Genomic DNA, 17,553 nt, shown 5'->3' with positions numbered 1-17,553 from the left:
GACCCGCCGGGGGTCCGTCACCCGTACCCGGTGCGGATCGTTGCGGGAGGTGTCCGGCGGTGCGGGCACGCCGGCCCGTCGCCGCGTACTTCGTCGAGTGAGGACGTCAGGTGTCTCGTCGCGTTCGTACGATGGTCAGGCGGGTGCGCGACCATCTCGCCGCCACCCGCGACCCGGAGGCGTTCGCCCGCTCGCTCGGGGTGAACCTGACCGGCCGGGTCCGGTTCTATGGGATCAGCCGGGCGATGTTCGGTTCGGAGCCCTGGCTGATCACCCTCGGCGACAACGTCTTCATCACCTCGGAGGTCCAGTTCGTCACGCACGACGGCGGCACGCTGATCCTCCGCAAGGAACACCCGGACCTGGACTGGACCGCGCCGATCGTCGTCGGCGACGACGTCTACATCGGGATGCGGTCGATGATCCTGGCGGGCGTCACCATCGGCAACCGGTGCGTGATCGGGGCGGGCTCGATCGTCACCCGGGACATTCCCGACAACACCGTGGCCGCCGGGGTACCGGCGCGACCGCTGCGCACCACCGACGAGTACCTCGCGCGGTTGCAGGCCAAGTCGTTGGGGATCGGCCACCTGCCGGTGCCGGCCAAGCACGAGGCGATGAAGCGGATCTACGGGGTGACCACGGCCTGAGACCGTCAGGCCCGCCGGTAGGCCAGGCGTGGTGGCGGGAACCGGTGTACGCCGTCGACCGTGATCGCCCCCAGGGCACCGGTCACGCCGGTCACCTGGTAGCCGTACCGGTCGCCGGACATCGCCTCCCGGTCGGTGCCGAGGTTCAGCGCCGTCCCGCCCGCAGCCGCGGCCAGCAGCGTCGGCGCGGTGGTGCCGGTGCCCTGCCAGACCAGCGCGTACCAGTGCCAGCCGTCGGGCAGTGTCACCGGCGTGCTCAGCACCGACTCCTTGATCCCGGTGGTGGTCACCGCCAGCGTGCCGAAGTCGGTGATCGGGCCGAGGAGCGCGGGCCGCCCGGTGGTCGGGTCGTGGGCGTACACGCCGTGACGCAGCACGCCGGTGCCGGGCGCGGTCACCTCGACGCAGGCCCGGTCGACCGGGGTCGCCTCGGCCAGGTAGACCGGGTGCAGCAGGAGCCGCTGGAACGCGCCGGTGTACGTGCAGGTCCGGGTCGGCCCGGCCAGCGGCAGGAAGTAGCTGCCGACGCCGAGCGTGGCGCCGGGCACCTGCGGCGGAGCCGGCGGGGCGGGCTGGGCACGCCACATGCCGTAGCCGGGCGAGACCGGCACCGCGTACGGGATGCCGTCGACGGCGACCCGGTCCGGCACCGTGAGGTTGGTCGGACCGTCCGCGACCAGCCGCCGGTGGAACAGCCGGGGCGCTGCCATCCGGGTCTGCGCGACCGGGTCGACCCGCTCGATCACCACGACGTCGTGGGTGCCGGTGGAGACGACGATCTCGGTGGCGGTCGAGGGGGGTGCCAGATAGCGGCGGTACGCCGTGCCGGTCACCGAGTCGTTGGGCTCCAGGACACGTCCCCACACCAGTTGCGGGTAGTTCTTCTTGAGGCTGGAGCTGATGAACCAGCACTTCGTCGTGGTGTGCCGGGCCCGCGTCGCCGGCCGTCCGTCGTCGATCGGCAGCAGCCCGACCGCGATGCCCCACTTCTGCGCCCCACCGGAGTCCACCGCCCACTGGGTCATGCTGGCGGCCGGCGTCAGCGGGTCCCGCAACGTGGCCGGGGTGATGTCGGTGAGGACGGTCAAGGTGTCGAGCTTCGCCCAGGTCGACCAGTTCAGCGAGCCGGCGACCCCGACGTTCGGCATGAACTGCCGGCGGCTGCCGCCGGTCGGCACGGTCAGCGCGGAACACTGGGTGACCCCGGCGTTCAGGGCGAAGCGGTCCAGCGCGGTGACCGTCTGCGAGATCAGCAGCCCGTCCGCGCTCCAGCGGTACAGGTTGTCGATCCGGCACAGTGACGGGATGCGCGGCATGATCGTGGCGATCGGCGTACCGATGTTCGCCTGGGCGGTGTCGATCATCCCCTGGTAGGAGGGGATCAGGTACGACTCCCGGATCCGCAGCTCCTGGCCGGTACGCCGACCGTCCGGCACCGGCCGTCCGTCGAGTTCCACGCTCACCACGTGGGTGTGGGTGGCCGGACGGATCTGCACGTCCGGCGTGAGACCCGTGATCGGCACGGTGGTGCGGTTCGTTGCGCCGGACAGGTGGGTCAGCGGTGCTGCCGGCCGGAGCCGCGCGCCCTGGGCGATGCCGTCCACGACCACGTACGGGTTGCCGAAGAGCAGGCTGTTGGCGTTGGTGACGGCGAGCAGCGTGAACACCCGGGTGCCGTCGGTCCACCGGGAACCCACGTCGGCGGTGGTCTTGCCGTGGTCGGTCACGACGATCTGGTTGCCCACGTTGTACCCGTGGTTGCCGCCCACGTACGACCAGCCGGTGTTGATCGGGCAGTTGTCGTCGGAGGTGTCGTGGATCGGTGTGCCCACGGCCGACGGTGAGGGCCACACCTGGGCGTCGGTGGCCGTCGACGGCACGAGCGTGACCTGCGGCAGGCTGGAGTGCCACATGCCGACCATGCCCTGGGGATAGGCGATGTTCGCCGGCATCAGCACGTCCCGGGTGGCGTCGAAACGCGACCGGACGGTCATCAGGGCGTTGGAACGGTAGACGATCAGTTCTCCCATGGCCTCGAACTCCTCCCGGCGCACCCGGCTCCTGCGCCGTGACGCCTACCGATGACGTCACTGTGCGCCATGTCGCCTCCGGTCGGCGGCGCACGGTCGGTTCCCGGACAGCAGCGCGGAATTCCCCGAACGCCGGACGGTGACCCAGATGAGTCGATATACATACCTTCGACATTCATTCGGGGGTTTTATCCATGCGCATTCTGGTCACCGGCGGGGCCGGTTTCATCGGATCCAATCTGGCTCGCGCCGCGTTGGCGGATCCCGCCGTCAAAGAGGTGACCGTTCTCGACGACCTCTCCGTCGGGCTACCCGGCAACCTGGACGGACTCGGCGTCGACCTGGTCGAGGGCTCCATCCTGGACCCGGTCGCCCTGGACGCGGCGATGGCGGGCCGGGACGCGGTGGTCCACCTGGCCGCCCTGCCGAGCGTGCCCCGCTCGCTGCGGGACCCGGTGGCCTCTCACCACGCGAACGCGACCGGCACGCTGATGGTGCTGGAGGCGGCCCGCCGGCACCACGTCGCACACGTCGTCGTCGCTTCGTCGTCCTCGGTGTACGGCACGAACCCCGCGCTGCCCAAGACGGAACTGACCTGGACCCGTCCGATGAGCCCCTACGCGGCGAGCAAGCTCTCCGCCGAGGCGTACGCGTTGGCGTACCAGGCGTCGTTCGGCCTGCCCACGCTGGCCTTCCGGTTCTTCAACGTGTTCGGGCCGGGGCAGCGGCACGACCACGCGTACGCGGCGGTGATCCCGCGCTTCGCGCACGCCGCTCTGCACGGCGAGCCGGTCGTGGTGCACGGTGACGGCACCCAGTCCCGCGACTTCACCTACGTCGGCACGGTCTGCGAGGTCATCCTGGACGCGCTGCGCCGCCGGGTGCAGCACCCGCACCCGGTCAACCTCGCCTTCGGTGCGCGGGCCACCCTGCTGGAGGTCGTCGGCGAGTTGGAGGGGTTGCTCGGGCGGCCGATCGCCCGCGAGCACGCGGCCCCGCGCGCCGGCGACGTGCCGCACTCGCTGGCCGACGACACCCTGCTGCGGGAGCTGTTCCCGGACGTGACCCCGGTCGACCGTCTCGACGGCCTGCGCGCCACCGTCGAGTGGATGTCCGGGCGGCGCGACCTCGCACCCGCCGGGACCCGGTGAACCGGGCGGCGAGCCAGACCGGACCGGGGCGGTCGACCGCCCCGAGCCCTCCCGTCGACCCTGCACAGACCTCGACGCCGCCCACCGCCGAGATGCCGCAGGCCGTCGACGCGCCCTCCGCCGTCGAGACCCTGACGGCGGCACCGGCCACCGACACGACACCGGCCGCCGCCGCGCCGACGCCGTCCGAGGTGGCGGGGGACCGGGACCGACGCGTCACGGTCGGCATCGCGGCCGCGATGGCGGCGAAGGGGATCGGCCTGGCCGCCCCGCTCGTCGTCACCCCGGCCTGCTTCGGCTACCTGGGCGACCAGCGGTACGGCCTGTGGATGGCGGTCACCGCGCTGACCGGCATGGCCTGGTTCGCCGACCTGGGGCTGGGCAACGGGCTGCTGACCCGGTTGAGCCACCACGTCACCGACGTGCGGGCACAGGCACGGGAGATCTCCAGCGCCTTCGCCACCCTCGGCGCAGTCGCCGTGGTGCTGGTCGTCGCGCTGGTGGCGGTCGTACCCACGGTGGGATGGGCCGGGCTGTTCGGGGTGACCGACGCACGGGTCGCCGCGGACGCGTCCACGATGGTGCTGCTCTGCTTCGGGGCCTTCGCCGTCAACATCCCGTTCTCGCTGATCCAGCGGATCCAGTACGCCCGGGGCCAGGTGGTGCAGAGCAACGTCTGGCAGTCGGCCGGCGCGTTGGTGGCGATGGGCGCGGTGCTCGGCGCCATCGCCGCCGGGTGGAGTCCACTGGTGGTGATCGGCTGCGCGGTGCTGGCCGTGCCGCTGACCAACCTGCTCAACACGGTGGCGTACTTCTGGTTCCAGGAGCCCGCGCTGCGGCCCGGTCCGGCCCGGGTGGACCGGGCCACCGCCGTCGGCCTGCTCCGGCTCGGCCTCCGGTTCTTCGTGCTCACCACCATGTCGTCGATCGCGCTCAACATGGACAGCCCGCTGGTCGCGTACCTGCTCGGGCCCGCGGTGGCGGCCCACTACGCGGTGGTCGGGAAGCTGTTCGGCGTACTGTCGATCTTCGTCGGGCTGGTCGGCATGACGATCTGGCCGGTCAACGGCGCCGCCCTGGCCCGGGGCGAGGTGGCCTGGGTACGCCGCAACACCCGACGGATGGTGCTCCTCTACGGGCTGATCGTCGGGGTGGTCGGTGGTGCGCTGGTCGGCGTCGGCCCCCGGCTGGTCGAGCTGTGGGTGGGCGGCATCGACCGCGCCTCGGTGCCGGTCGCGCTCCTGGCCGGGCTGGCCGGCTGGTCCTTCCTGGTCGCCGTCACCTCCCCGTTGATCATGGTGCAGAACAGCGTCGGCCTGCTCCGGCCGCAGTTCGTCGGCTGGGCGTCGTTCCTGGTGCTGGCGGCCGGGCTCAAGGTCTGGGGGCTGCGGCAGTTCGGGCTCGTCGGCCTGCCGGTCGCGGCCTGTCTCGCGTACGTGCTGACCATGTGGCCGGCGGTGTTCGTGGGCTACCGGCGGGCGCTGCGCGGCGATCGGACCCGACCGACCGAACGAGCGAAGGAGCGCGCAGATGTCCTGGGATGACCCGGCGACGCCGGGCACGCACCGGCCCGACCGTCCGTGCCGGGTGCTGCGGATCGTCGGCGAGCTGAACTTCGGCGGCACCGAGATGCGGACCGCCGAGCTGCTGCCCCGGCTGGCCGCCGCCGGTGTCGAGGTGCACCTGGTGACGCTCAGCGACCGGATCGGCCCCGGCCCGCTGGCCCAGGTGGTCACCCGGCACGGTGGCACGGTCACCCCGATCGCGCTGGACACGCACTTCGCCCCGCGCCTGCTCGGGCTGCTGCGGCGGTTGCGTCCGGACGTGGTGCACGTCGACTGCGCCAACTTCTCCGGCGTACCGCTGGCACTGGCCCGGCTGTGCGGCGTACCCGTCCGGGTGGCGCACTTCCGGGGCGACGACAACCTGCACCGCGACCTGCGGCGGCGCGTCTACCGCAGGCTCTGCGGTCGGCTGCTGCGGCGCAGCGCCACCGACATCCTCGGCGTCTCGCCCAGCGCGCTCACCTTCGGCTACGACCCGCAGTGGCAGCGCGACCGGCGCTGCCGGGTGGTGCTCAACGGCCTCGACCTCGACCGGCTGCGGGCACCCGGCCGCGACGACCTGCGCACGCTGGTCGGTGCCGAACCGGGCGCCCTCGTCTGCGTCAGCGTCGGGCGGGCCTCGCCGGAGAAGCGGCGCTGGCTGCTGCCGCCGATCCTGGCCGAGCTGCGGTCGCAGGGGGTGCCGGCACACGCGGTGCTGGTCGGCCCCGGCGACGACGCGGACGACGACGCACGGGTCCGCGCCGCGGCGCACGCCGCCGGACTCGCCGACCGGGTGCACCTGCTCGGTCCCCGCGACGACGTGGGTCACCTGCTGCGGCAGGCCGACGTGGTGGTGCACCCCTCCTGCCTGGAAGGGCTGCCCGGGGGAGTGCTGGAACCCGTCGCGCTGGGCGTCGGCACCGTCGCCGCCGACCTGCCCGGGGTGCGGTTCATCGAGGCGCACCTGCCCGGCGTGACGGTCGTCGACACCGACGCGCCGGCAAGGGTCTGGGCCGAGGCGGTGCGGACCGCTGCCGCGTACACCGCGACGACGACGCCGCAGAGGGCCGCCGTGCGCTTCGCCGACAGCGTCTTCGCCATCGACGCGGCGGTCGCCACCCACCTCGCCATCTACCGCCCACAGGAACACCCGACAGCGCAGCGGAGCCGGCAGACCGCCGGCTCGGAACGGTGACCGAGATGAACGACAGGACCCTGGTACGCGGCCCGGAGCAACGCCGCCGCTCGGCCCGGGTACGCCCGGCCCGACCGCTGCTCGTCGGTGCCTACGCCTTCCCGTACGGCGACGCCACCTCCAACCGGCTGCGGCAGCTCGCCCGCAGCGCCGCGCCCGAGGGGGAGCGGACCCTGGTGGTCAACGACTGGCCCTGCGAGGTCCCCTTCCCCGGTGAGTTCGGCGACCTCGCCGGCATCGACCTGGTCACGCTGCGCGTGCGGGGCGGCAACCGGCTCACCCGGATGGCGGCCCGCCTGGCCCGACCGGTACGCGTGCTGCGCGCCCTGCGCCGCCGGGGCGTGGACCGCGACGAGATCGGCGTGGTGCTGCTGCCGATGGCGATGATGACGCTCGGCAACTGGGCGGTGCTGCGGCTCGCGCTGCGCGCGCCGGTGGTGGTGGACGCCAGCGAACGCCACGACCGGCACCAGTTCGCGCACGGCTGGCTCACCCCGTACTTCGTGCGGCACCGCTGGTCCACCTTCCTGACCACCCGCTTGGTGCACCGGGCCACGGCGGTGACCGGCGCGCTCGCCGACCACCTCGCCGCGTACGGCCTCGACGTGCTGGTGGTGCCGCCGCAGGTGGACTGCGCCGAGTTCGCACCGCCCCGGACACCCTCGCTCGCCGACGGGCTGCGGCTGCTCTACGCCGGCACTCCGGGCCGCAAGGACATGCTCGACGTGATCGTGCGCGGCATCAGCCGGCTCGCTCCGGCGGACCAGCGGCGGGTCAGCCTGACCATCGCGGGCGTCACCCGCGAGCAGGCCGCCACCGGGTCGGACCTGGACCCGGCGCTGCTGGACGAGGTCGCGGCCGAGGTGACCTTCCTCGGCCGGGTGCCCCGCGACACCGTGCTGACGCTGCTCGGCGGCGCGCACTTCTCGATGCTGGTCCGACCCACCGGCGGGTATGCCGCGCACGGCTTCCCGTCCAAGGTGCCGGAGAGCCTCGCCGCCGGGTGCCCGGTGCTGCTCAACCACACCAGCGACCTGGCCGCCTACGTGCACGACGGCGCCGAGGGCCTGGTGCTCGACGGCAACGGCCCGGACGACGTGCGTCGCGGGATCGAGCGGGCGCTGCGCCTGCGGGACGAGGACTGGACGGCGATGAGCCGGGCCGCCCTGTCCCGGGCCCGCGAGTCGTTCGACCACCGGGCCTGGCAGGCCCGGGTCACCGCGTTCCTGACCGCCGAGCGCCGTCGCTGATCAGTGCGGCAGCACGGCGTGCGCGCGCCGGCCCGGCCGGGTTCGGCCGCCCTCGGTGGCACCGGGCTCGCCGTCCGGGTCGGCGGTGGGCCGGTGCAGCAGGGCGGCGACCGCGAGCCAGAACACGTACGGGTAGGGCTGCCCGGTACCGAAGATGGCCGACTCGGTCAACTGCACCATCACCCCGCTGACCACGAGCCACACCAGGCCCGAGTTGGCCCCGCGCACCGGTGCGCGCAGCGCGCCACGCCCGGCGGCCAGCAGCAGCGCCACCAGCGGGACGACGGCGGTGAGCCCCAGTTCCAGCAGTAGTTGCAGGTAGCTGTTGTGCACCACGCTGACGCTCGCGCCGAAGAACTCGTCGTAGCTGGCGAGTTCGAACAGGTGGTTGCGGGACGCGTACCCGAAGCCCAGCGTGGGTCGGTTCTGCCACCACAGGTCGACGGTGGCCTGCCACATCTCGGTGCGGCCGTTGGACAGGTCGGCGCCCTCCGGGTCGGTGAAGCGCAGCACGATCCGCTGCATCCACGGCGCCGAGAAGATCACCGGCAGCAGGTTGAACAGGTGCGCCACCAGCAGCGTCGCGGCCACCGCTGTCGCGGCCCGGACCACTGGCCCGAACCCGTGCCGCAGCAGGACCCAGGCGGCACCGACCAGCACGGCGACGATGCCGGTACGCGACTGCGACAGCAGCAGACAGACGCCGGCCGGCAGCAGGCCGAGCAGCAGTACGGGCCGACGGAACTGCTGGTAGACCGCCCAGCCCAGCGGGATGGCCAGGGCGCACACGATGCCGAGCATGTTCGGGTTGTTGAAGATGCCCTGGAAACGCTGGCTGCTGGCCAGCCCGGCGGTCAGCCCGCCGCCGGTGCCCGCGTATCCGAGGCTGACCAGGGCGGACACGCTGAGGACCAGGTACACCGTGCGCAGGTCGGCTAGCATCACCCCGCGCTCGGACCACCGCCTGCGCACCAGCACGTGCACCAGGGCGGCCAACAGCACCAGTGCCACCCCACGCTGGAAGGTCTCCATCGGGACCACCGACCAGACGGTGCTGAGCGTGGCGAGCCCGGCGACCGACCAGAGCGCGGCGACGAGGACGCCGGTCCACGGGGCGAGCCGGACCGGGGCCCGGACCGGCCGGCACAGCCCCCACACCACCAGGCCGGCGACCGCGGCGTAGCGCGGATAGAAGCTCAGCTCGACCAGGGCGGGCAGGCCCGACGAGGCACAGACCAGAAGTGCCGTGGTCAGCCCCAGCAACCACCGCCAGCCGTCCACCCGGCGGACCAGGGCGACCAGCAGGAGCAGCAGGGTCAGTCCGATCGCGACCAGCGGGGCGTCGACCGCGACGAGGGTCGTGACCACGACCAGTCCCGCCGCCCCCGCGACGACGCCCCACTCGGCCAAACGATTCATCACGTGCTGTCCTTCGCATCGCGGCCGCGCACCACGCGGCCGGCGGGTCGTCCCTCCGCCGTCAGACCCGGATGCCGGGCAGGTCCGCGTCGGTCCAGCGGGCCCGGGCCGCGTGCATGGCCCGGACCATCTCCGGCCAGTCCGGCGGCCGGTAGCCGGTGACCCGGGCGAGCGCGTCGGCCCGCATCGAGCGGTCGCAGACGAACCCGTCGTCCGGCACCAGCTCGCCCGGCCACCCGTACACCTCGGCGACCAGCCGCAGCAGGTCGTGCTTGGTGATCGGTTCGGCCGCGACGTGGTAGAGCCCGGTCAGGTCCTCGCGCGGCAGCACCACGGTGCGCAGCAGCCGGGCGAACTCGACGGTCGTCACACCGGTGTAGACGGCGCGGGTGAAACCGCGTACCTGGCCCCGCTGGGCGAGGAACCAGTCCACCAGGGAACGGTGCGTGGCCAACTCGTGCCCGACGATCGAGGTACGCAGGGTGAGCGCGGACGGCCCGGCCGCCTCACCGAGGAGTTTGGAGCGCCCGTACAGGTCGGGTGGATCGGGCAGGTCGTCCTCGGCGTAGTCGCCCCGTCGACCGGAGAAGACACAGTCGGTGCTGACGTGCACCAGCCGGGCGCCGAGGTCGGCGCAGGCGTCGGCGAGCAGGTGCGGCAGGAGCGCGTTGAGCGTGATGGTCGGCACCGCCTCCTGCACGTCCGGCCGCTGCTTGATGACACCCACGCAGTTAATCACCACGTCCGGCCGCAGCAGGTCGAGGAAGCGGCGGACCTCGTCGAACCGGGTGGCGTCGACGCCCGTGGTGATCCGGTCGCGCAGGTGCGTCGGGAACCACCCCGCCTCGTCGTCGACGCGTCGGGCCAGGCCGTGCACGTCCAGGTCGGGGTCCTCGCTCAGCTCGCGCAGGACGGCGTGGCCGAGCATGCCGGTGACCCCGACGACGAGGACCCGCCGGGCAGCCGGGCGCGACGCGGCGTCGGCCTGGTCGCGCCGCCGGGGCACCCGTTCCGTCGCGCCGCCGCCCACGCCCGGGGCGGCACCGCGCCGCTCGGTCACGCGGGCACGGCGGCGGCCGCCGCGGCCTCGAGCTGCGCCCGTACCTCGGGCAGGGTCCGCAACAGCGACTCGATCTCCGGTACGGAGAGCCGGCGGGCGTTGTGCGAGTGGAAGTCGGCCAGCGTGCCCCGCTCGACATTGCCCTCCTCGAAGTAGAGGGCGTAGTTCAGGTCGCGGCTGTCCACCGGCACCCGGAGGAACTCCCCCAGGTCCTCGGCGTGGGCGAGCTCCTCCCGGCTGGCCAGGGTCTCGTACAGCTTCTCGCCGTGCCGGATGCCGAGCACGTCAAACTTGGCGGGCACCCCGAACAGGTTGCACAGGGCGGTGGCCAGGTCGCCGATGGTGCAGGCGTCGGCCTTGCGGATGAAGACGTCGCCCGGCTGCCCGTGGCGGAAGGCGTGCTCGACCAGGTCGACCGACTGCGCCAGCGACATCAGGAAGCGGGTCATCGACGGTTCGGTGACGGTGGGCAGCGCACCCCGGCGGATCTGCTCGATGAACAGCGGGATCACCGAGCCGCGCGAATACATGACGTTGCCGTAGCGCACGCAGCAGACCCGGGTCCGGGCCTGCGGGTTGTTCCGGGCGTGCGCCTGGGCCACCTTCTCCATCAGGGCCTTGGTCATCCCCATCGCGTTCACCGGGTAGACCGCCTTGTCGGTGCTGAGCAGCACCAGCGTCTCGACGCCGACCCGCTCGCAGGCCTCGACCACGTTCGCGCTGCCGAGCACGTTCGTGCGCAGCGCCTCCAACGGGAAGAACTCGCAGGACGGGACCTGCTTGAGGGCGGCGGCGTGGAAGACGAACTCCATGCCCCGGGCGGCCTTGAACACGCTGTCGTAGTCGCGGACGTCACCCACGTAGTAGCGGACCCGGTCGTCGCGCAGGCGGTGCCGCATCGCGTCCTGCTTGGACTCGTCGCGGCTGAGGACCCGTATCTCGGTGGCACCGGCGTCGAGCAGCCGGGAAACCATCGTCTGGCCGAATGACCCGGTGCCGCCGGTAATCAGAAATCGCCGATCCGTTAGCGAGGAAATCACATCTGGCCCTGCCTGTTCCGAGTCGAGTGTTCCGCGATGCTGTCGGGACAGCATCCACCGGCGAACATACCGATTCACGAACTGGTCCGGGTCGGCTTTCCCGAATTTGAAAAGGAGTCTCATTCGGATTGTCGACGTAGGGGTGACAGGTGAGCGCTATTCATTCCACCGTATGGTCCGAACGGCGCGCCACGAAATGTGAAAGCGGGATCCGGTGCAGTGGAGAATGATATGCGTATCGCATGTCAAAAGTTGCTCTCCATGCGACGCACACGCGTGCCGGGTCTGCCGGCGAGGCGAGGGGTCCGCGCGGGATCGCCGAGGATCCGGACACCCCGCGACCGTACGATCGGTGGAAGCGGCTGCTCGACGTCGTGGGCGCCCTTCTCGTCCTGGTCCTGGGTGCACCGCTGATGGCCCTGGTGGCCCTGGTGGTGCTGATCGCGCACGGGCGGCCGGTGCTGTTCCGGCACAAGCGACCCGGCCTGCACGGCGAGCTGTTCGAGATGGTCAAGTTCCGGACCATGCGGCACCCCGACCCGGACCGGGGACTGGTGACCGACGCGCAGCGACTCACCCCGGTCGGCCGCTGGCTGCGGGCCAGCAGCCTGGACGAGCTGCCGGAGTTCTGGAACGTGCTGCGGGGCGAGATGAGCGTCGTCGGTCCCCGCCCGCACCTGGTGCAGTACCTCGACCTCTACAGCCCGGAACAGGCCCGCCGCCACGACGTCCGCCCCGGCATCACCGGGCTGGCGCAGGTCCGGGGCCGCAACGCGCTGGAGTGGCAGGCCAAGTTCGCCCACGACGTCGAGTACGTCGACCGGCGCTCCCTCCTGCTGGACCTGAAGATCGTGCTGGCCACCGTCTGGGTGGTGGTCAGTCGCCAGGGCATCTCCGCGCCCGGTGCGGCCACCTGGCACGAGTTCACCGGTAATCCACCGTCGGTCGCGGAGGCGGACCCCGCGTACCGCCGATGAGCCGGGTAATGCTGCTCGGTGCCGGTGGGTTTCTGGGACGGCACATCCGGTCCCTGCTCGCCGCGCACACCGACGTCCGGGCACCCGACCGGGTGGCCTGCGACCTGGTCCGGATCGAGCTGCCGGCGTTGATCGCGTTGCTGGCCCGGGAGCGGCCCGACGTGGTGGTGGCCGCCGCCGGCCGGATCGTCGGCTCCGGCTACGACTTCGTCCGCGCGCACGTGCTGGTCACCGCCAAGCTCGTCGAGGCGATGGCCGAGGCCGTGCCGGCGGCCCGACTGGTCCGGATCGGCTCGGCCGCCGAGTACGGACCCGTGCCGTACGGCCTCGCGGTGCCCGAGGAGCACCCGTGTGCGCCGGTCAACGAGTACGGGCTCAGTCACCTCACCGCGACCCGGCTGGCGGAGTTGGCCGGCGTGGCGGGGCGGCTCGACACGGTGGTGCTGCGGGTCTTCAACCCGGTCGGGCCGGGCATGCCACCGGGCAACGTGCTCGGTCGGGTCACCGCGCTGATCAGATCGGCCCGGGCCGCCGGGGACGACGGGATCGCGTTGGGACTGCACGACACGTACCGCGACTTCGTCGACGTGCGGGACGTGGCGTCGGCGGTCCTCGCGGCGACGCGCAGCGCGCCCACGACCGACCGCGTCGTCAACGTCGGCAGCGGCCGGGCGGTGGCCGTCCGCGACGTGGTCCGGCTGCTGGCCGAGGTGGCCGGGTTCGACGGTGACATCCGCGACGGAGGCTTCGCCGTCGACGCCGGGCGCTCCGCCACCGTGCCGTGGATGTGCGCGGACATCGGCCGCGCCGGGCGGGTGCTCGGCTGGGCACCCGCGTACGACCTGCGCGAGTCGCTGACCGCGCTCTGGCGTACCGACGGCGCCACGTCGCCGGTACGCCCGTTGGCCACACTGGAGACGGGATGAGGCGGATGCGCATCGGCCTGCTCACGCAATGGTTCGACCCGGAGCCCGGCCCGGCCGCCCTGCCCGGGATGCTCGCCACCGCCCTCGCCGGCCGAGGCCACGAGGTGCAGGTGCTCACCGGCTTTCCCAACTACCCGACCGGGCGGCTGGCCCCCGGTTACCGGATGGCCCGCCGCCGGGACGAGACCGTCGGCGCGACCCGGATCCGGCGGGTCGCGCTGTATCCCAGCCACGACCGGTCCGCGCTGCGTCGGGTGGCCAACTACGGCTCCTTCGCGGTCTCCGCACTGGCCTCCGGCACGCCGGTGCTGCGCGGTCTGGACGCGCTCTGGGTGGGCAACTCACCGATCAGCGTCGCCCTGCCGATGTGGTTCGCCCGGTACGCGCACCGGGTGCCGGTGCTGCTGCACGTCCTCGACCTCTGGCCGGACAGCGTGGTGGCCAGCGGCTTCCTCGGCACCGGGCGGCTGTCCCGGACCGTCGAGCGGGGCATGGCCGGCTGGTGCGGCGGGATGTACCGCAGCGCTGCCCGCGTCGCCTGCGTCTCGCCCGGCGCGGTCGACCTGCTCGCCGGGCGGGGCGTGCCCCGGGAGAAGCTGGTGCACATCCCGATGTGGGCGGACGAGACCCCCCGGCCCCGCGCCGGTGACCTGCGCGCGGAGCTGGGCCTGCGACCCGACCAGGTGGTCCTGGTGTACGCCGGTGCGCTCGGCGAGGCGCAGGGGCTCGACTCGCTCGTCGACGCCTGTGCCCGGGTGACCGATCCCCGGCTGGTCTGCCTGATCGCCGGCTCCGGCACCACCGAGGAACGGCTGCGCCACCGGGCCGACGAACTGGGCGCGGCCAACGTGCGCTTCCTCGGGCAACTGCCCCGGGAACGGATGCCCGCCCTGATGGCCACCGGCGACGCGCACTACGTCAGCCTGCGGCCCGGCGGCATGTCGGCGTACACCATGCCGAGCAAGGTGCAGGCCACGCTGGCAGCCGGACGGGCCCTGCTGGTCGCCGCCGAGGGGGACGCCGCCGACGTGGCCCGCGACAGCGGGGCCGGGATCACCGCCCGGCCCGGTGACCCCGACTCGATCGCCGCCGCGCTGCGCGAACTCTGCGACCTGGGCCGGGAGAAGCTCGACCTGCTCGGGCAGGCCGGTCGGCAGCACTACCAGCGGGTCTTCTCGGTGGCCGCCGGTGCGCAACGGGTGGAGCAGGCGCTCTCCGAGATGGTCGACGTCCACCGACGCTGAGGGGTCGTCGGCGCTGACACCCACGCTGACGGCCGCGCGGCGCCGAGCGGCCCGACTGCGGCGGCCGTCAGGGCCGACGTCGGCGGCGTCAGGGCCAGTCGTCACCGGCGGCGAGGCGTCGGTCCAGCAGCTCCGCCAGGGGCAGCGACTCGCCGTCCCGGCCGCCCCGGCCGACCACCAGCGGCGGCGGGACCGGCGGGCAGACCGCGCCGAACAGCAGCGCACGCAGACTGTTCGGCACGGTCAGCAGATAGAAGTTCCCCCGGGTGTCCACCGCCCGCGAGCGGCCCCGGTCGACGTACCAGCCGGTCAGCCCGGTGCGGTAGCGGTGCCGCCCGTCGTACGACGTCACCCGCAGCCGCTCCGGGCGCAGCCCGCGCGCGGTCGCGTCGGCGGCGAAGCGGTGTACCAGCTCCGCCGCCGCGGCCTGCTCCACGGCCCGGGCGCGGGACTCGGCCTCGGCGTGTGCGTGCACCGCCCGCCGCCGCTGCTCCCGCCAGTCGTCGTCGCCCGCCATGGCGCTCACCGTACGCCGCCCACCGGGGGAGGGCTCAGGCCAGTCCGGCCCGACGCAACGCCTCGGCCATCGCGTCGTTCGCCGGCCCGGCCGGACCCCGGCCCTGCCGCTGCTGCGGCCCGCCACGCTGCCCGCCCCGGTCACCGCGACCGCCGCCGCGTCCGCCCTGCCCGGCACCGCCCTGCCCACTGCCGCCCTGCCCGCGTCCGCTCTGTCCGCCGCCGTCCCGGCCGCCCCGGTTCTCCCGACCGGCCTGGTTCTCCCGACCGGCCTGGTTCTCCCGACCGGCCTGGTTCTCCCGACCGGCCTGGTTCTCCCGACCACCGCGCTCCCGCGCGCCGCCCCGGCCGGCCTCCGCGTCGTCGTCCAGCCGCAGCGTCAGCGAGATGCGCTTGCGCGGTACGTCCACGTCCAGCACCTTCACCTTGACCACGTCGCCGGACTTGACCACCTCGCGCGGGTCCTTGACGAAGGTGCGCGACATCGCCGACACGTGTACCAGGCCGTCCTGGTGCACCCCGACGTCGACGAAGGCACCGAAGGCGGCCACGTTGGTGACCACGCCCTCCAGCACCATCCCCGGGGTCAGGTCGCCGATCTTCTCGACGCCCTCGACGAAGGTGGCGGTCCTGAACTCCGGACGCGGGTCCCGCCCCGGCTTCTCCAACTCGGCGAGGATGTCGGTCACCGTCGGCAGACCGAACGTGTCGTCGACGAAGTCGGTGGCCCGCAGCCCGCGCAGGATGGTCGACCGGCCGATCAGCGTCCGCAGGTCCTGCCCGGTGCTGGCCAGGATCCGGCGCACCACCGGGTACGCCTCGGGGTGCACACTGGAGGAGTCCAGCGGGTCGTCGCCGTCGGGGATGCGCAGGAAGCCGGCGCACTGCTCGAACGCCTTCGGCCCGAGCCGGGGCACCTTGCGCAGGTCGGAGCGGCTGCGGAACGGCCCGTTGGCGTCCCGGTGCAGCACGATGTTCTCGGCCAGCCCGGCGCCGATCCCGGAGACCCGGGTCAGCAGCGGCGCGGACGCGGTGTTCACATCCACCCCGACGCCGTTGACGCAGTCCTCCACCACCGCGTCCAGCGACCGGGAGAGCTTCACCTCCGACAGGTCGTGCTGGTACTGCCCGACCCCGATGGACCTCGGGTCGATCTTCACCAGCTCGGCGAGCGGGTCCTGCAACCGGCGGGCGATGGAGACCGCGCCGCGCAGCGACACGTCCATCCCGGGCAGCTCCTGCGACGCGTACGCGGAGGCGGAGTAGACCGAGGCGCCCGCCTCGGAGACCACCACCTTGGTCAACCCGAGCTGCGGGAAGCGCTTGATCAGGTCACCGGCGAGCTTGTCGGTCTCCCGGCTGGCCGTACCGTTGCCGATCGCCACCAGCTCCACCCCGTGTGCCCCGGCGAGCCGGGCCAGCGTCTCGATCGAGGCGTCCCACTGCCGGCGCGGCTCGTGCGGATAGATCGTGTCGGTGGCGACCACCTTGCCGGTAGCGTCCACCACGGCCACCTTCACCCCGGTCCGCAGCCCCGGGTCCAGACCCATGGTGGGCCGGGCCCCGGCCGGCGCGGCCAGCAGCAGGTCACGGAGGTTGGTGGCGAAGACCCGGACGGCCTCCTCCTCGGCCGCCTGCCACAACCGCATCCGCAGGTCCGCGCCGAGGTGGATGAGGATCCGGGTACGCCACGCCCAGCGCACCGTGTCGGCCAGCCACCGGTCCGCCGGCCGCCCCTGGTCGGCGACCCCGAACCGGCCGGCGATCGCTGCCTCGTACCGGGTCGGTCCGGTGACCGTGTCGGCGTCGCCGTCGGTCTCCGGGTCCATGGTCAGGTCGAGCACGCCCTCCTTCTCGCCCCGGAACATCGCCAGGATGCGGTGCGAGGGCAGCTTCGGGTACGGCTCGGCGAAGTCGAAGTAGTCGGCGAACTTCGCCCCGGCCGACTCCTGTCCCTCGCGTACCCGGGCCACCAGCCGGCCCCGCGACCACATCTGCTCGCGCAGCGTGCCGATGAGGTCGGCGTCCTCGGCGAACCGCTCGATCAGGATGGCCCGCGCCCCGTCCAGCGCGGCGGCGGCGTCGGCCACCCCCTTGTCCGCGTCGACGTAGCCGGCGGCGGTCTCCCGGGGGTCCCGCGCCGGGTCGCCGAGCAGCGTGTCGGCCAGCGGCTCCAGCCCCGCCTCGCGGGCGATCTGCGCCCGGGTGCGCCGCTTGGGCTTGTAGGGCAGGTAGATGTCCTCCAGGCGGGACTTCGAGTCGGCCGCCATGATCTGCGCTTCCAGGGCCTCGTCCAGCTTGCCCTGGGAACGGATCGACTCCAGCACCGCCGCCCGCCGCTCGTCCAGCTCACGCAGGTAGCGCAGCCGCTCCTCAAGCGTACGGAGCTGGGTGTCGTCGAGCAGCCCGGTGGCCTCCTTGCGGTACCGCGCGATGAACGGCACGGTGGCACCGCCGTCGAGCAGCTCCACGGCCGCGTGTACCTGGCGCTCGGCGACGCCGAGTTCCTCGGCGATGCGCTGATGAACAGAGAGGGTCACGATGTCGC

At 73.0% G+C, this 17,553-nt stretch carries 14 protein-coding genes; 8 read left to right on the top strand and 6 right to left on the bottom strand.

The genetic code is table 11. The features are described 5' to 3' along the window. Positions 1–143 precede the first annotated feature (143 nt). Positions 144–650 (top strand): acyltransferase, encoded by a 507-nt coding sequence (locus ABT008_RS09940; protein WP_350695239.1) that lies wholly within the window; start codon positions 144–146, stop codon positions 648–650. 5 nt (positions 651–655) lie between these two features. On the opposite strand, the gene ABT008_RS09935 is transcribed toward ABT008_RS09940, so the two are convergent. Further along, positions 656–2,680, bottom strand: a complete 2,025-nt coding sequence (locus ABT008_RS09935; protein ID WP_350695238.1) for a hypothetical protein — start codon at positions 2,678–2,680, stop codon at positions 656–658. Between the two features lie 194 nt (positions 2,681–2,874). Here ABT008_RS09935 and ABT008_RS09930 point away from each other — a divergent pair, with 194 nt between their 5' ends. From ABT008_RS09930 to ABT008_RS09915, 4 genes are read left to right on the top strand one after another with little or no spacing between them, the layout of a single operon-like run. Next, a complete protein-coding gene (locus tag ABT008_RS09930; RefSeq protein ID WP_350695236.1) occupies positions 2,875–3,831 on the top strand; it encodes an NAD-dependent epimerase/dehydratase family protein in 957 nt (318 codons plus the stop codon). Then, the gene (locus ABT008_RS09925; protein WP_350695234.1) at positions 3,828–5,375 is read left to right on the top strand and encodes a lipopolysaccharide biosynthesis protein; all 1,548 of its coding nucleotides are present in this window, start codon (positions 3,828–3,830) and stop codon (positions 5,373–5,375) included. Before ABT008_RS09930 ends, ABT008_RS09925 begins: the two co-directional genes overlap by 4 nt. After that, positions 5,362–6,573 carry a glycosyltransferase family 4 protein gene (locus ABT008_RS09920; RefSeq protein WP_350695233.1) on the top strand — a complete coding sequence of 404 codons (1,212 nt, stop codon included), beginning with the start codon at positions 5,362–5,364 and terminating at the stop codon, positions 6,571–6,573. Before ABT008_RS09925 ends, ABT008_RS09920 begins: the two co-directional genes overlap by 14 nt. Positions 6,574–6,578: 5 nt before the next feature. Beyond that, complete coding sequence (locus ABT008_RS09915; protein ID WP_350695232.1) at positions 6,579–7,823, top strand: glycosyltransferase; 1,245 nt, start codon at positions 6,579–6,581, stop codon at positions 7,821–7,823. Here ABT008_RS09915 and ABT008_RS09910 read toward each other — a convergent pair whose 3' ends face one another. The 3 genes from ABT008_RS09910 to ABT008_RS09900 form a co-directional block, all read right to left on the bottom strand. Continuing rightward, complete coding sequence (locus ABT008_RS09910) at positions 7,824–9,242, bottom strand: O-antigen ligase family protein (RefSeq protein ID WP_350695603.1); 1,419 nt, start codon at positions 9,240–9,242, stop codon at positions 7,824–7,826. It lies immediately after the preceding gene. Positions 9,243–9,303: 61 nt separating this feature from the next. Further along, a complete protein-coding gene (locus ABT008_RS09905) occupies positions 9,304–10,302 on the bottom strand; it encodes a dTDP-4-dehydrorhamnose reductase family protein (protein ID WP_350695230.1) in 999 nt (332 codons plus the stop codon). After that, the gene (locus ABT008_RS09900; RefSeq protein WP_502890383.1) at positions 10,299–11,342 is read right to left on the bottom strand and encodes a polysaccharide biosynthesis protein; all 1,044 of its coding nucleotides are present in this window, start codon (positions 11,340–11,342) and stop codon (positions 10,299–10,301) included. The genes ABT008_RS09905 and ABT008_RS09900 overlap by 4 nt, the downstream gene beginning before the upstream one ends. Positions 11,343–11,656: 314 nt before the next feature. On the opposite strand from ABT008_RS09900, the gene ABT008_RS09895 reads away from it, so the two are divergent. Genes ABT008_RS09895 through ABT008_RS09885 form a run of 3 tightly spaced genes read left to right on the top strand, consistent with a single transcriptional unit; the run spans position 11,657 to position 14,489 of the window. Further along, positions 11,657–12,319, top strand: a complete 663-nt coding sequence (locus ABT008_RS09895; protein ID WP_350695601.1) for a sugar transferase — start codon at positions 11,657–11,659, stop codon at positions 12,317–12,319. Next, positions 12,316–13,245 carry an NAD-dependent epimerase/dehydratase family protein gene (locus ABT008_RS09890; RefSeq protein WP_350695227.1) on the top strand — a complete coding sequence of 310 codons (930 nt, stop codon included), beginning with the start codon at positions 12,316–12,318 and terminating at the stop codon, positions 13,243–13,245. Before ABT008_RS09895 ends, ABT008_RS09890 begins: the two co-directional genes overlap by 4 nt. Next, the gene (locus ABT008_RS09885) at positions 13,242–14,489 is read left to right on the top strand and encodes a glycosyltransferase family 4 protein (protein ID WP_350695225.1); all 1,248 of its coding nucleotides are present in this window, start codon (positions 13,242–13,244) and stop codon (positions 14,487–14,489) included. Before ABT008_RS09890 ends, ABT008_RS09885 begins: the two co-directional genes overlap by 4 nt. Before the next feature lie 88 nt (positions 14,490–14,577). Here the strand turns inward: ABT008_RS09885 and ABT008_RS09880 are convergent, their stop codons facing one another. Together ABT008_RS09880 and ABT008_RS09875 are read right to left on the bottom strand one after the other, a co-directional pair. Next, complete coding sequence (locus tag ABT008_RS09880; protein WP_350695223.1) at positions 14,578–15,006, bottom strand: hypothetical protein; 429 nt, start codon at positions 15,004–15,006, stop codon at positions 14,578–14,580. Positions 15,007–15,040: 34 nt separating this feature from the next. Then, a complete protein-coding gene (locus ABT008_RS09875; RefSeq protein ID WP_350695221.1) occupies positions 15,041–17,545 on the bottom strand; it encodes a Tex family protein in 2,505 nt (834 codons plus the stop codon). Positions 17,546–17,553: the final 8 nt, after the last annotated feature.

The sequence above is a fragment of the Micromonospora sp. NPDC002389 genome (assembly GCF_040296095.1).
GTDB lineage: Bacteria > Actinomycetota > Actinomycetes > Mycobacteriales > Micromonosporaceae > Micromonospora.
Note: the sequence above shows the minus strand (reverse complement) of the source record. Positions and strands in the feature narration are given on the sequence as shown.